This window comes from Gammaproteobacteria bacterium, from assembly GCA_009845905.1.
Lineage (GTDB): Bacteria > Pseudomonadota > Gammaproteobacteria > Steroidobacterales > Foliamicaceae > Foliamicus.
Map to the genome: position 1 here is coordinate 568564 of VXYS01000004.1, position 15117 is coordinate 583680.

At 64.9% G+C, this 15117-nt stretch carries 12 protein-coding genes; 4 read left to right on the forward strand and 8 right to left on the reverse strand.

What is annotated here, in order from left to right; all coding sequences use genetic code 11:
• The first annotated feature begins 44 nt into the window (after positions 1–44).
• Positions 45–2660 (forward strand): TonB-dependent receptor, encoded by a 2616-nt coding sequence (locus F4036_04040; protein ID MYK36913.1) that lies wholly within the window; start codon positions 45–47, stop codon positions 2658–2660.
• A 61-nt stretch (positions 2661–2721) separates the two neighbouring features.
• On the opposite strand, the gene F4036_04045 is transcribed toward F4036_04040, so the two are convergent.
• On the reverse strand, positions 2722–4167 hold the full coding sequence (locus tag F4036_04045) for a M24 family metallopeptidase (protein ID MYK36914.1): 1446 nt from the start codon (positions 4165–4167) through the stop codon (positions 2722–2724).
• A 147-nt stretch (positions 4168–4314) separates the two neighbouring features.
• Here F4036_04045 and F4036_04050 point away from each other — a divergent pair, with 147 nt between their 5' ends.
• Positions 4315–5625, forward strand: a complete 1311-nt coding sequence (locus tag F4036_04050) for a DUF21 domain-containing protein (GenBank protein MYK36915.1) — start codon at positions 4315–4317, stop codon at positions 5623–5625.
• 2 nt (positions 5626–5627) lie between these two features.
• Entirely contained in the window at positions 5628–6401 is a 774-nt protein-coding gene (gene yaaA, locus F4036_04055; GenBank protein ID MYK36916.1) for a peroxide stress protein YaaA, read from the forward strand.
• Here yaaA and F4036_04060 read toward each other — a convergent pair.
• From F4036_04060 to F4036_04080, 5 genes are all read right to left on the reverse strand, one after another.
• Positions 6382–7272 carry a hypothetical protein gene (locus F4036_04060; GenBank protein MYK36917.1) on the reverse strand — a complete coding sequence of 297 codons (891 nt, stop codon included), beginning with the start codon at positions 7270–7272 and terminating at the stop codon, positions 6382–6384. The two genes, yaaA and F4036_04060, sit on opposite strands and share 20 nt — an antisense overlap.
• 42 nt (positions 7273–7314) lie before the next feature.
• Positions 7315–8811, reverse strand: a complete 1497-nt coding sequence (locus F4036_04065; protein ID MYK36918.1) for a DUF222 domain-containing protein — start codon at positions 8809–8811, stop codon at positions 7315–7317.
• A gap of 158 nt (positions 8812–8969) precedes the next feature.
• Entirely contained in the window at positions 8970–10439 is a 1470-nt protein-coding gene (gene radA, locus F4036_04070; protein ID MYK36919.1) for a DNA repair protein RadA, read from the reverse strand.
• Complete coding sequence (locus tag F4036_04075) at positions 10357–10656, reverse strand: HigA family addiction module antidote protein (GenBank protein ID MYK36920.1); 300 nt, start codon at positions 10654–10656, stop codon at positions 10357–10359. Before F4036_04075 ends, radA begins: the two co-directional genes overlap by 83 nt.
• A gap of 14 nt (positions 10657–10670) precedes the next feature.
• Positions 10671–10958 carry a plasmid maintenance system killer protein gene (locus tag F4036_04080; GenBank protein MYK36921.1) on the reverse strand — a complete coding sequence of 96 codons (288 nt, stop codon included), beginning with the start codon at positions 10956–10958 and terminating at the stop codon, positions 10671–10673.
• A gap of 218 nt (positions 10959–11176) precedes the next feature.
• On the opposite strand from F4036_04080, the gene F4036_04085 reads away from it, so the two are divergent.
• The gene (locus tag F4036_04085) at positions 11177–12916 is read left to right on the forward strand and encodes a phosphoenolpyruvate carboxykinase (GTP) (protein ID MYK36922.1); all 1740 of its coding nucleotides are present in this window, start codon (positions 11177–11179) and stop codon (positions 12914–12916) included.
• A 49-nt stretch (positions 12917–12965) separates the two neighbouring features.
• On the opposite strand, the gene dusA is transcribed toward F4036_04085, so the two are convergent.
• Together dusA and F4036_04095 are read right to left on the reverse strand one after the other, a co-directional pair.
• Positions 12966–13955 (reverse strand): tRNA dihydrouridine(20/20a) synthase DusA, encoded by a 990-nt coding sequence (gene dusA / locus F4036_04090; protein ID MYK36923.1) that lies wholly within the window; start codon positions 13953–13955, stop codon positions 12966–12968.
• On the reverse strand, positions 13945–15087 hold the full coding sequence (locus F4036_04095; protein MYK36924.1) for a carboxylate-amine ligase: 1143 nt from the start codon (positions 15085–15087) through the stop codon (positions 13945–13947). The genes dusA and F4036_04095 overlap by 11 nt, the downstream gene beginning before the upstream one ends.
• Between the last annotated feature and the right edge of the window lie 30 nt (positions 15088–15117).

Genomic DNA, 15117 nt, shown 5'->3' on the forward strand with positions numbered 1-15117 from the left:
ACTCGCTGTTCTGATGCATTGTTTTCTACTCGGGGGAACAAACAATGAAACGCATTTCAGTCCTCTCCTTTGCCCTTTCCCTGCCGCTGGTCGGCATACTTGCAACGGCTCCGGCCACCGCCCAGGAGGACGCAGCGGAGGCTGCCTCCGGCGCGATTGACGAAATCGTGGTGCTGGGAACGCGCCGCCGCGAAGGCAGGTCGGCGACAGCTTCGCTGGTGCCGGTCGATTACATCGGCGGAGACGATCTCGGCAGTCAGGGACCGACCGACATGGACGCTCTGCTCGCGGCCGTCGTGCCTTCCTACAACGTTGATCAGCAGGCCATTAACGACGCGGCCACGCTGATCCGGCCGGCGCGGCTTCGCGGGCTGCCTCCGGATTCAACCCTCGCGCTGGTCAATCGCAAGCGACGCCATCGCGCCGCGGTCATCACCTTTCTCGGCAACGGCGTGGCCGACGGCTCGCAGGGTCCCGATCTTTCCTCCATCCCGGCCATCGCGGTCAAGAGCGTTGAAGTCCTGCGCGACGGAGCGGCCTCGCAATACGGTTCGGACGCCATCGCGGGCGTGATCAACTTCACGCTCAGGGACGAGGCCGAGGGAAGCACGATCACCGCCAAATACGGCACCTATTTTGAAGGCGATGGCGACGCCCTGAACGTCGCGGCCAACTTCGGCCTTCCGCTCACCTCCAACGGATTCGCAAATTTCAGCTTCGAGTACAAGCAGTCCGACCCCACCGATCGCTCGGTGCAGCGCAGCGACGCCCAGGGCCTGGTGGACGCGGGCAACCCGTACATCCCGGACCCGAACTATCCGCACGTGTTCCACCCCAACGTCATGGTGTGGGGCGCGCCGGAATTCGAGTACGACTACAAGATGTTCGCCAATCTCGGGCTCGATCTCGGTGGCGGGCGCGAAGCCTACGCATTCGGAAACTTCGCCAAGCGCAAGATGGAAGGCGGGTTCTACTTCCGTAATCCGCACACCCGCAGCGGCGTCTTCGCCGGTCCCGATGTCACGATTGACGGCGTAGAGTACAAGACCGTGAAGGTCGCCGACCTGTCCCCCGGAGGGATTCTGGACGACCACGCATGCCCGCCCATTCGCATAATGAACAATGTGGCCAATCCCGACGACATTGCCGCGGTTGAGGCCGACCCCAATTGCTTCTCCTTCATTTCGGCGTTTCCCGGCGGCTTCGTTCCGAGGTTCGGTGGCATTCTGACCGACTATTCCGCGGCGTTCGGGGTTCGCGGCGACTTGATCGGCGACTGGTCGTTCGACGCCAGCGCCGTGTTCGGCGTGAACGATGTCGATTTCACGATGCGCCACACCATCAACCCGCAACTGCTGGCCAAGCTGCCGCACGGCCAGCGAACGGAAATCCCGATCAATTACTTCCCCGGCTCCTATACGCAAACCGACTACACGGTGAACTTCGACGTGACCAGGGACATGACGATCGGCGATCTGCCCGCGCATATCGCGATGGGCGTCGAACACCGCCGGGAGAAATTCAAGGTGGAAAGCGGCGATGAGAACTCCTGGTTCCTCGATGACAGTCCCGGGGGGCTGGCCCAGCAGGGCTTCGGAATCGGCTCCAACGGATTCACCGGGTTCGGGCCGAGGCTGGCAGGAGAGTTCGGCCGCAACAGCTACGCAGCCTACGGGGACGTGGAAATCGAAGTAACCGACACCTTCACCTTCCAGGTGGCCGGCCGCTACGAGGACCATGCCGATATCGGCAACACCTTCGACGGCAAGGTGGCGGGGCGTTTCGATATCAGCGAAACCGTGGCTCTGCGCGCTGCGGCCAGCACCGGGTTCCGCGCGCCGACGGTGGGCCAGGCGAACATCCTGAACGTGACCACGGCATTCACCGGCGGCATGCTCGCCGATGAGGCCACGTTGCCGCCCACCCACCCGGCGGCCGCCATCGTGGGCGCCCAGCCGCTCACGCCGGAAGAAGCCGTGAACCTCACCGTGGGCGCGGTCATCCAGTTGGACGCGCTCGACATCACGGTGGACTATTTCAACATCGAGGTCCAGGACAGGATCGCAAGAAGCTCCGAGAAAAACCTCTCGCGGGAAAACATTCAACAGCTGCTGGCCGCAGGCGTGGCCGATGCCCAAGCCTTTACCGCGGTGCGGTTCTACACCAACAACTTCACCACCACCACCCAGGGCATCGACCTGGTCGCCACCTATCCGCTGGACTTCGGCATGGGCGAGACCAATCTGAGCCTGGCGGCCAACTGGACCGACACCAAGGTGGACGAGCGCGACCCGGACGTGATCAACGACAAGCGGGTCACCCAGCTGGAGGGGAACACGCCCTCCAATCGCTTTACGCTTTCCTTCAGTCATTCACAGGACCGCTGGGACCTGCTGGCCCGCGTGCGCTACTACGGCGGCTACGAAGAGTTCACGCTCGATGACGGCAGCAACTACTTCGACGTGGACGCGAGCACCGTCGTGGACGTCGAGGTCGGCTACCAGTTCAATGACGCCGTGCGTTTGATCGTTGGCGCCGAAAACATACTCGACGAGTATCCCGAGGAACGGTCCAATACTTCCGGACTCATCTGGCCGGACACCTCGCCCTTCGGGTACAACGGCGGTTACTACTACCTGAGAGCCGTCTGGGACTTCTAGGCCCCGGGGCGGTCCGTAACGCTCACGGGCGCGCGTGAAATCGCGCCCGTGAGCGTTACATCTATACGACGATCACGCGGTCGCCAATATCGTTGATCTGAACGCCGCCGTCGGCGGTGATCAGCGTCAGGTCCTCCAGGTGGGCGGAACCGCCCAGGCCCACGTTGCGCACCGGGCAGTCCACGCTGATGATCATGTTTTCGGCCAGCACCACGTCCTCCTTGACGTAGAAGGGGCTGTCGGCGCGCCCCGGATCGTCGGTGTGCATCAGGCCCACGCTGTGCGGCGTGAACGCCACGTCGAGGTCGTAGCCGGCCTTCCTGATCGCCTCCATCCCGATGGGGCGGATCTCCGAATAGCGCAGACCGGGCCGCAGCGCTTCCATGATCGCGTCCCAGCCGAGCGCGATGGCGTCGGTGGCGCGCTTCATCGAGCGCGCAGGTTCGCCAAGGAACACCGTTCGGCCGTAGTCCCCGTGATAGTGAAAGCCGTGGCTGACGCAGTCGATCTGAAACGCCTGCCCTTCCCGGAACTCGCCGTCGCCGGTCTCCGCTCCGATCGTGTCCACCTGCATGAAAACGCCGAGATTGCCGCGCCTTGCCGCCTCGGAAAAGAACGCGGCCCGAAGTTCCTGGTAGGTGGCGCCGGCGCGCGCGGCGCGGGCCGCCACAAGAGCGGCCTCGGCGTTCGCCTGGGCCGAGAAGGTCATCAATTCGATCTCGCCCGGCGACTTGATCGCGCGGATCCGGCGCAAGGCCCGGTCGGCATACACAGGAACGGCGTCCAGGCCCGCGGTTTCGAATATCGCGTTCACGACCAGGTGGTCCACGCCGATCCGGCCGCGGTCCAGGCCCATGCCCTTTACGGCATTGACCAGCGCCCACCGCGCATCCGCGCTTAGCTTCTGTTCCGACAAGGCAGCGTGCAATGTGCCGCGGCGGTGCACTTCAATCTCCCGCAGATCCACCTCGCCCTTGTCCTCGAAGATGTAGGCCGGATTGGCCGGCGGCTCACCGTCCCTGGCGGCGGCATTGCCGTCGTCCTGCAGGCGCCTGTCCCACCCGGAAAAAAGCCAGGTCTGCAGCGGAAAGTCGAAATAACCGTCCGCATAGGTGTAGTAGTAGATGAACTGGGCCATCACGAGGCCGGGGGCCTGGCGCTGGTCCTTCGAAAGCAGCGCGTACGCGGGCGCCGGGTAGCCCATTTTGGCCAACGACCCCCAGTGGCCCGTCAGATGGAAGACATTGATCGGTTCCGCCAGCACCAGGCCGTCCAGCTGCTCTTCCTCCATGACCCGGTAGGCCTGTTCCAGGTTCATCAGCGGCCCGACGCGGACACGCTTTACGCGCTCTGCAAGATTGTTTGGCGTAAGTTCCGTCGCTCCAGTTGGGGCTGGAACCGCGAGCGCCGCAGCAGCACCGGCAGCTCCCGCCGCCCCGATCCCTGTCTTCAGCACATCGCGCCGCGTAATCATGATCTTCCCCAATCGCCCCCGGTCGACAGACATCAGAGTGTCATTTCTTCGCTGAACATATCACAGCCGCCGAGGCGCTCGCGACGAGGGCGGGACGTCCTCTCTCCCGGCGCGAATACTTGACATCGGCTGCCTGCTCATGTTCTCCTTTCGCCGTGTTTGGCTACCGCACGACTCGTTTTGAGTAGCGACGACATCCCACTACCCGCCCTTCTGGGCATCTTCTTTCTGTTGCTGGCCCTGTCGGCCTTTTTCTCCGGCACCGAGACCGCGCTCATGCGGGTCAATCGGTACAAGCTCAGGCATCGCGCGCGCGAGGGGCATCGCGGCGCGCAACTCGCGGAACGGCTGTTGAGCCGGCCCGACCGGCTGCTCGGGCTGATCCTGTTCGGCAACAACCTCGTGAACTTCTTTGCCGCGTTCATCTGGACGGTGCTCGCACTGCGAGTGGGCGGCATGATGGGCGCGGTGGCGGGCACCATACTGCTGACGTTGATCGTCCTGATCGTCGCCGAGATCACGCCCAAGACATGGGCGGCGGCGCGCCCGGAAAAACTGGCGCTCATCGCCAGCCGCATCTACTACCCGTTGCAGCGGCTGTTGGGGCCGGTCGTCTGGTCCGTCAACCTGATCGCAGGGTTCCTGGTGCGCCTGACCGGCGTGCGTCCGGACAGGGACGAAGGGCAGGACCTCACCGTGGCGGAACTCCGCACGCTGGTCACCGAGTCGGGAGGCCGCATTCCCAACCGGCGCCGGCAGATGCTGCTGGCGGTGCTGGAACTCGAAGCGCTGACCATCGAGGACATCATGACGCCGCGCGGCGAGATCGAGGGCATCGACCTGAAGGAGGAATGGCCGGAGGTCGTGCGACAGCTTCGGGCCAGCAGCCACTCCGTGCTCCCCTGCTACCGCGGGCACCTCGACAGCGTGGCGGGCATGCTGCATGTGCGCAAGCTGTTTCAGGCCAACGGCTCCAATGGCCTGAATCGACGCCGTCTCGAAGAGTTCCTCGAAACGCCGCACTACGTGTTCGAGCACACCTCGCTTACCCGCATGTTCTCCGACTTTCGCCGCGGCGGCGGCGCAACCTCCCTTGTCGTCGACGAGTATGGCGACATCCAGGGCCTGGTAAGCGTGCAGGACCTGCTGCACGAGATTTCCGGCGGCCTTATCGGCGACAGTTCGCAGGAAGCGGAGGAGGACGAGGTCCAGCCCGACGGCAACGGTGGCTGGCTGGTGGACGCCGCCGCCAACATACGGCTGCTGAACCGCCGCATGAGCTGGCGCCTGCCGACCTACGGCCCGAAGACACTCAACGGCCTGATACTGGACAAATTGGGTAATATTCCGCAACAGGGACAGTGTCTGGAACTGGGCGGTTTCCCGATGGAAGTGCTGGAAACGTCCGAGAACGCCGTGGACCGCGTGCGCGTCATGCAGGCCAAGGCGCCGGCCGAACCCCCGACATCCGCAACCCAAACCGGAATCTAGAAATGCTCGCCATCCTGTCTCCCGCCAAGTCACTGGATTTTGAGTCGCGTCTCCCCCGCGGCCGACACACCGTCCCCGATTTTCTCGAAGATTCCGCGAACCTGGTGGAGCGCCTGCGCGAGTTCGAGGCGCCCGAGCTCTCGCGGATGATGGGCATCAGCGACAATCTGGCGAAATTGAACGTGGACCGCTACTCGGCCTGGAAAGAGCCCTTCAGCCGCAGGAACGCCCGCCCGGCGGTCCTGGCCTTCAACGGCGACGCCTATCAGGGCCTGCGCGCCTGGGAGTTTTCGGGGCGCGACCTTGGCTGGGCGCAGCGGCACCTGCGCATTCTTTCCGGGTTGCACGGGGTCCTGCGGCCGCTGGACCTGATTCAGCCGTACCGCCTCGAGATGTCCACGCCGTTGAGTACGGCGTCCGGGTCCAGCCTCTACGACTTCTGGGGCGACCGCCTGACCGAATCCGTCCGCGAGGCGGTGGAGGCCAGCGGCACGCCGGTGCTGGTCAACCTGGCGTCCAAGGAGTACTTCAGCGCGCTGGACCTTTCGAACGTGGGCAGACGGGTCATCACTCCGCGCTTTCTGGACTTCCGCGGCGGCAAGTACCGATTCGTGAGTTTCCTCGGAAAACGCGCGCGCGGCATGATGGCGCGCTTCATCATCGAACGTCGCATGCGCTTCGCCAAGGGCCTGCTGGAATTCTCCGAGGCTGGCTACCGCTACGATCCCGAGCGCTCCACTCGCGATCAGCCCACCTTCATCCGCGACCCTCTCTAGAACCCGTCATCCGGTGGTTTGCGTCGATGTCGATCACGACATCCGCATAGGCCGGCATCGTCTCCAGCATGTGGCGCGTCAGGCGCTCGTAGTGCCGAATGAAGCGCGGTAGCCCTGACGCCGACAGGCCCGACGACCCTTCGGACTCCGCGGGGGCATCCTGCAGGCGCTCGCGCAGCTTGCGCTCCTGCAGAGCGCGCCACTCGAAGACGCTGTCGAACGACGGAACACGCAACATGATCAGCATGTCCAGGCGCGCGAACAGTTCCGCGTAGTCCGTGCGCAGGCGCTCGTTGACCCCCGTCCTCCAGACCGCATCACCGTCCTCCGCCGCTTCCACCTCGTTGACGGGATCGCCAAGCGCTTCCGATGATTGCGGCCGCGCCCCCACGCACCAGCCCTCGAACAGCACGACATCCACCGGCGCATCCACTCTCCGCCAGTCCCGCTCGGGCGACCGGTCGTCGGTCGCCTTGTCGAATGCCGGCACGTCGATCTTCCGGGCAGCGCCGGGATGCGTCAGCGCATCCAGGACCCGGTGCGCCAGCGCAACGTCGTGCGTGCCGGGAACGCCTCTCGTTTCCAGCAGCGGGTGCACGCGGCGGGCAAGCTCCTCGCGCTCAGATTTCGTGAGGTAGACATCGTCGAGGGAAAAACACACCGCATAAACCCCGTCTTCACGACCGAGCCACTCAGCGAAGAAATGCGCAAACGTGGTCTTGCCCGACCCCTGCGCCCCGCTCATCCCCACAATCACGGGCCGCCGCGCAACACCGCGCGTAGTCAGAACCCGCTCCGCAAGCCTCCGAGCGTAAGGTCCGGCATTTTCCGCATAGCCCCCCGGCAACTTCACATTCTCATTGCGTCCCATACTTCAGATTTCCCTACGCGGACTGTCCCCCGTGAGTTCCGTTCAACTTTTTGCGAGGCCGCCTTGCAACTCCCAGCGCCGACACAGCGCATCGATGGCGATGTCATAGTCCATACGCTCCCCACGCCAGCGACAACGGGCGGTTTGGGCGTCGATGGTATGACCGCGTGCCCTATTGAACGCCTTGAGCTGCTCCGCGCCCGTGACTGCGCAGGTGTTTCCGGGCTTGGCGCAAGTGTTTCCGCGGAAACACCCCCTGTGCAACTTGCCCGCCGGCGGGATCACATCACCATCCGGGCGCGTGAACCGGATCTCGCCCTCGTCCACATGAACCGCATAACCTCCTTCATGCACCTGCCGGTGATGAAACGAACACAAGGTCACGAGGTTGTTAAGGGCAGTCTCTCCCCCATCGGCCCAATGCTTGATATGGTGCGCGTGCACGAAGCGGGAACGATCACATCCCGGAAAGCGGCAGCCGCCGTCGCGAACGCGCAGTGCGCGCCGGATCGCCGGCGGGACGGCGCGTGTCCTGCGACCGACCGCCAGCGGTTCGCCCTTGGCGCCTTCCACCACGCCGACCAGGGCGCCGTCGCAACCCAGCCGCCTTGCCGTCTCCACCACCACGGGACGGCCGTTGTCAAACGACGCACCGCTGCTTTCCGGCACGTCACACAAGGCGTCGTGGGCGATATGCACCACGACCTCGTGAGCGCCGGCAGTGGAACGTGAACCGCCACCGGCCAGAAACCGCTGGACCATGTGCTCGAAGGCATCCACGCGCCGCTGACCGACGCTTGGAGAAGGTGTATCCGCGGAAACATCTCCATCGACCGGAATCGGAGGCTCGGTCTTCAGCGACTCCTCACTCCGCTCTTCCAGTTGCGCTTGCGCCGCGTCCAGCGCCTTGAACAGCAACTCGCCCGCCTCCGGCGTCAGGCGGGCGTTAAGCGTGACGCTGCCGTCGCTCTCCCGCCAGCACAACAGGTGGCGCTGATCGTGAAGGGCTTCGGCCTCGGCGCGCTCGAGATGCCGCTTCACCCGCCTAAAGCCCCGTACCGTGCGTTCCACATGCGCCGCCGTACCGTTCAGCGCAATGTGCAGCAAGGTGTCTTCCGTCTCAATCGTCGCCACCCGCGTGAGCGCACGCACCTTCGAATACGACAGCCGGCCTTCGCCAAAGGTCGCCTGAATCTTCGGCAGCGATTCCAGGGCCCGGGCCGTGCGCACTTTCTCCGTCGCCGCCACCCGGCCGATGCCGCATTGCCAGCCAAGCCACTGGGCGCAACTCGCCATGCCGTGCTGGGCCCAGCCCTCCCGGCGGTCGAACTCCGCGATCAACTCCAGGAATCGCGCCGTGGCCGCGTTGATGTTCCCCCACAGCTCCATGATCTGCACCTCCAGCGCGCCGAGCGCCTTCTCCTCGCGTTGCCGCTCGGCCATCCGCACGTCGGCGTCGGGAGAAGGGTAAACAGCGTCTGCGGGAAGAGGCTCAGCGTCGCGAACAGGGGCGTGGGAAGCAGAGTGATGAAGGTCCATTTCGAGGCTCCGTATCAGTCCGTTGATGAACCTGAACTATAGCATGAATCACCAATCATATCAAGCTTTTATGGACCTTATTCGTTCTCCGGGAGGGTCAACGCGGATCGAAACAGAATGCGGAAGCGGAACGAAGAGTTCCGTACCGGGCGCTCACTTCAGGCAGCCCCTGACAGAGCTTTCAGGGCTTCGTTCAAGTGTTTTACGGAAATGATGTCGATGCCGCTGATAGATTTGCGCGGGCGGTTCGCCGCGGGGATCACGGCGCGCCTGAAGCCGAGTTTGGCCGCTTCGCGCAGGCGCTCCTCGCCGTAGGGGGCGGGGCGCACCTCGCCGGAAAGCCCAAGTTCCCCGAACAGCACCAGGCCGTCCGGCAGGGCCTGGTTGCGCACGCTCGACCATACCGCCGCCGCCACCGCGAGGTCGGCGGCGGTCTCCGAAACTCGCAGACCGCCCACGAAGTTCACGAAAACATCGCGGTCGTAAGCCGCCACGCCCGAGTGCCGCGCCAACACGGCCATCAGCATGGCGAGGCGATTGTGGTCCATGCCGGGGCTGACCCGGCGGGCCATGCCGGCGCCGGCGTCGGACACCAGCGCCTGGACTTCCAGCAGCATCGGCCGGCTGCCCTCATGGCAGGCTGTCACGGCGCTGCCGGGCGCGCCGGCCTGGCGGCCGGTCAGGAAGATCGCCGAGGGATTGCGCACCTGCTTCAGCCCCGCGGAATCCATGACGAACACGCCGAGTTCGTTGACCGCGCCGAAGCGGTTCTTGACCGACCTCAGCACGCGGAACCGGCTGCCGGACTCGCTTTCGAAATACAGCACCACGTCCACCATGTGCTCCAGCATGCGCGGCCCGGCGATCTGGCCCTCCTTGGTCACGTGCCCCACCAGGGTGACGGCAATTCCGCGGGTCTTGGCCAGCCGTACCAGGGCGGCTGTGCATTCGCGTAACTGAACCGCCGAGCCGGGAGCGGAGCTGACATCGTTCAGGCTCAGCGTCTGTACGGAATCGATGATCAGCCACGCGGGCCGCTCCGCCTCCACTGCCGCAAGCACGGCATCCAGCGAAGTCTCGGCGATCGCGCGCACTCCGGCGTCGGCCAGCCCGAGGCGCCGCGAGCGCAGCGAAAGCTGCTCCAGCGACTCTTCGCCGCTCACGTAGAGCGTTTGCGCGCTCGCCGGATTGCCGCCGGCCACCTGCAGCAGAATGGTGGACTTGCCGATTCCAGGGTCGCCGCCAAGCAGCACGACCGAACCCTTCACCAGGCCGCCGCCAAGGACCCGGTCGAACTCGCCCATTCCCGTGGCCATGCGCTGGCCCGGTTGCGCGGCCACTTCGTTCAGTGGCACGACCTCGGCGGCGGTGGGCTTGCGGGATTTCCCTCCCGAACGCACGGGCGCGGCGGGCGCCTCGCGCAGCGTGTTCCACGCGCCGCAGGCGCCGCATTGCCCCTGCCACTTGAGGCTCTCCGCCCCGCATTCAGAGCAAAAGTACAACGCGTTCTTCACTGCATTCGCGCGCCGCGCATGTGAATGTGCATCAGGCTGAACCGGTGCCAAGCACGCCTGCCAATTCTCGCTCGATGGCCTCTCCCTGCCTGGTCTCAACCACTGAGATGTCATGCAATGCTTGAAGGTTCATCCAGAATGCGGCGCCGGTGCCCAGAAAGCGCCCCAGGCGCACCGCCGTCTCCGCCGTAACGGCGCGCTCCCCACGCAGGATTGCCGTGATCCGGTTCGCGGGAACGCGCAGCGCCAACGCCAGCTTGTTTGCGCTCATGTCCCGCGCCGCCAGCTCGGCCTTCAAGACGCGCCCCGGATGTGTTCTTAATCTTGGCATAGTGGACTCTCCATTCAGCCTTTGTGATAGTCCTCGATTCTGACCTGGCCGGCGTCGCCTCCACGAAACCTGAAGGTGATGCGCCAACGTGCGTTAACGACCATCGCCCAGTGGCCCTTGCGAGGCCCCTTGAGCGCATGAAGGCGGGTTGCCCGTAAGGCCCGCAGGGCGGCAAGCGAAGATGCCGCATCAAGCGCGTCGAGCAGCATCAGCGCCCGCTCATAGTCGAGGCCGCGAAAGCCGCGACGCCGATCATCCTCAAACAACCGCCGGGTCGCGCCGTCGGCATACGACTGGATCACACGGCTACGCTAGTATGCGCCGCGTAATATGTCAAGCATCGTACGCCACAGGATCATTCCCCATTCGACTTGCTCGCTACGAGTGAATCCGGCGACGGTTCATCCGCTCCGGCTGTTTAGTGTCTGAAGCCAAAAATATCGCCGTAGGCGCCCACTCGGGGGCGTAAATCGTATATTCTTGCGCTCTTCACGCGCCGAACGGTTACATAACCGGAGTGATTCCCAATACTGCTTCCAGCGCCCGTCAGTGGGTGGAGGAGGTTGCTCGCCTTACGCGGCCCGACCGCGTTCACTGGTGCGACGGCTCCCGGGAAGAATACGATGCGCTCGTAGCGCAATTGGTGCGCGACGGCGGTCTGATTCCCATAAACGACGGGCAGTTCGAGGATTGCTACCTGCACCGCTCCGACCCTTCCGACGTGGCCCGGGTGGAGAACCTCACCTTCATATGCACCGAGGATCGCGAGGACGCAGGACCCAACAACAACTGGATGGCCCCTCACGAGGCGCACCGGCTGCTGGACGGACTTTTCGAGGGCTGCATGCGGGGCCGGACGATGTACGTAATCCCGTACTGCATGGGGCCGATCAACTCGCCGTATGCGCGCTGCGGGATCGAGGTCACGGACAGCGCCTACGTTGCGGTGAACATGTACCTGATGACACGCATGGGCGCGCAGGCGCTCGATCGGATCGAGCGCGAGGGCAAATTCGTGAAGGGAATGCACTCGATCGGCGAACTCGATCCCGAGCGGCGCTACATCATGCACTTCCCTGAGGAACTGAGCATCCGAAGCTACGGTTCCGGCTATGGCGGCAACGCGCTGCTGGGCAAGAAATGTCACGCCCTGCGCATCGCAAGCTGGCAGGCGCGCCAGGAGGGCTGGCTGGCGGAGCACATGCTCATTGTGGAGATCGAGAATCCGGCGGGCGAGAAGCACTATGTCGCGGCTGCCTTTCCCTCGGCCTGCGGCAAGACCAACCTGGCGATGCTGATTCCGCCGGAACAATTTCCCGGATGGCAGGTCCGGACCGTCGGCGACGATATCGCCTGGCTGCATCTCGACGACGACGGCGTGATGCGCGCCATCAATCCGGAGGCCGGCTACTTCGGCGTCGTGCCCGGCACCAACCGCGACACCAACAACAACGCCTTCGAAATGCTCCAGCGGGACGCGATCTTCACCAATGTGGGGCTCAGCAGCGAGAAGGAGCCCTGGTGGGAAGGCCGCAAGTTCGGCGTCCCGGTGCTGAACTGGAAGGGGGAACCGATGAAGAGCGGTGAAAAGGCCGCGCATCCCAACTCCCGCTTCACCGTCTCGGCGCAATGCAATCCCAGCTATTCGCCCATGGCCGAACACGCGGCGGGCGTGCCCCTATCCGCGTTGATCTTCGGCGGGCGCCGGGCGAGGCTGGCGCCGCTGGTCATGGAGGCGCGTGACTGGCGCCACGGCGTGCTGATGGGCGCCGCCATGGCTTCGGAATCCACGGCTGCATCCAGCGACTCCGACAACGGACTGCGGCGCGACCCGATGGCCATGAAGCCGTTTTGCGGCTACAACTTCGCCGACTACTGGAAGCACTGGCTGAGTTTCAGCGGTCGCAGCGACAGGCTACCGGGGATATATCACGTCAACTGGTTCCGGCAGGACGAGGCGGGCGACTACCTCTGGCCGGGATTCGGCGAGAACCTGCGTGTGCTCCAGTGGATTCTCGACCGGCGCAAGGGACGCGCCGACGCGCGCGAAACGCCGGTGGGCAATCTGCCGCGGCGCGAGAACCTCAACCTTCAGGGGCTCGATATCGCTCCCGAGGCCATGAACGATCTGCTCGACGTGGATACGGCGGGCTGGCGCGAGGAAATGAGGAAAATCGCCGATTACCTCGCCCAATACGGCGACCGCGTACCCGCCGAACTCTACGCCGAACGCGACCGCGTGGCCGCCGCCCTGGGCTAATCTGGGAGCGAGGGCCTGACCCTCGCGGCGTCCCGCCCTCCCGGCCGTCTCAGGCGGCGTAGCGCAAGCGATCGGGAATGCAGTCAAGCAGTACGCGCGCTTCGCCCGCGGGCGCCGGCGCATGCCGCGCCAGGGCCCGCCGCCAGTCTCCGGCGCCGAGTCTGCCCGAATACAGCCCCGCCATGTGCCGCGTGATCGCACCGAGCCTCACTGCGCTCTGCCCCTCGCGCCGGGCGTACTCCACCATCGCCTCAACCACCCGGGCGCGGGTCCTCGGCTGCCGCGACGCGCCGGGCAGCTCGGTGAGAAGCCAGGGATTGGAGTAGGCGGCGCGTCCCAGCATCACGCCGTCGACGCGTTGAAGGTGCGAAGCAATCTCGCTGTTGGCGCATATACCGCCGTTGATGACGATGGGCAGGTCCGGCATGGCCTGCTTCAGCCGGTAAACGAACTCGTAGCGCAGGGGCGGCACGTTGCGGTTCTCTTTCGGAGACAGGCCCTCCAGGACGGCGATACGGGCGTGGACGATCAGGGCCGTGACTCCCGCTTCCTGCATCGCGCGCGCGAACGCCAGAAGATGCGAAAACTCCTGCCGGTGATTGGTCCCGATGCGGGTCTTGACCGTTACGGGCCGGCCCCCGGCCCGCCCGCGCATCGCGTGCACGCAATCAGCCACGCGTTCCGGTTCATGCATCAGGCAGGCGCCGAAACGGCCGGCCTTGACACGGGAACTGGGGCAGCCCACGTTCAGGTTGATCTCGTCAAAACCCGCCTGCGTGGCAAGCGCCGTCGCTTCGGCCAGCGCTTCGGGTTCGCTGCCTCCGAGTTGCAGGGCGAGGGGCCGCTCAGCGGGATGATGGTGCAGGAAGCGACCGTCGGTCGAATGGACGACGGCCTGCGCATGGACCATTTCCGTGTACAGGCCGGCCTCCGGCGTCAGCAGCCGATGGAAATAGCGGCAGTGCCGGTCGGTGCGCTGCATCATGGGCGCCACCGACACGCGGCAGGCGGCGGGGAACAACAACGAATCAGCAGCCATCCATCGTGGCCTCGACCAGGAAGCGCACGACCTCGCGCAGCGCTTCCTGTTCGCTGGCGCCTTCGTCCAGCGCCCGGCGATAGGCGGCCAGTTGCAGGCTGGCGCTGGTGCCCCGCTCGAGAATCGTGCGCGCGTGTTCGATTTCCAGCTTGCAGTCAAAGAACTCCGCGTCGTGGCGAATCATCGTGATCAGCTCGTCCAGCAAGTCGGAAAACGGCACCATCTCGCCCCTGCCGAAGTCCAGCAGGCTGTCGGTCGGCCCGTAGCGCATCGCCCGCCAGCGGTTTTCCTCCAGCAGCAACAGGTTGTAGCTGCGCCAGCGGCTGTTGCTGACCCGCAGGCGCCACAGCATGCGGATCAGGCAGACGGTGAAGGCCGTCATGCACACCGTGTCCTCCACGAAAGTGCAGAGGTCGAAAATGCGCGTCTCCAGTGTGGGAAAGCGCGCGCTGGGCCGCACGTCCCACCAGATCATCGAGGAATCCTCGATGACATTGGCCTGGACAAGCGTCTCGATGTGGCGCTCGTAGTCGCTCCAGCCGTTGAACTCTTCCGGAAGGCCGGTGCGCGGCAAGCCCGAGAAAATGGTCAGCCGAAAGCTGCTCAGGCCGGTGTCGTCACCCTCCCAGAACGGCGAGGAACTGCTGAGTGCAAGCAGATGCGGCAGGAAATAGCGGAACTGGTTCATCAGGTCCACGCGCAGGTCCTTGTCCTCAATGCCCACGTGCACGTGCATCCCGCAAATCAGCATGCGGCGGGCCGTGGCCTGCATTTCCTTCTGCAGCGCCACGTAGCGCTGCGACGGGGTCTGCTTCTGGTCGCGCCACAGCGCCGACGGATGCGTGGAAGCGGCGATGATCCGCATCCCGAACTGCTCGGCCACCGCATTGATTTCCCGCCGCTGCCGGGTCAGTTCCCGGCGCACCTCGGCAACGTCGGCGCAGACCTTGGTGGCGGTCTCCACCTGGGCCCGCATGAGTTCGTTGACGACCTGCCCCGTGACCTGTTTCTGACAGGCGGGCATGAAACCGGCCGGCGGGTCCACCGCCAACTCGAGTGTTTTCGCGTCCACCAGGAGGTATTCCTCCTCGACGCCCAGCGTGAAACTGGGCTGATCCCGCAACAGGCTCATTTCATTCGATCCGGGCCGAAACGACCCAAT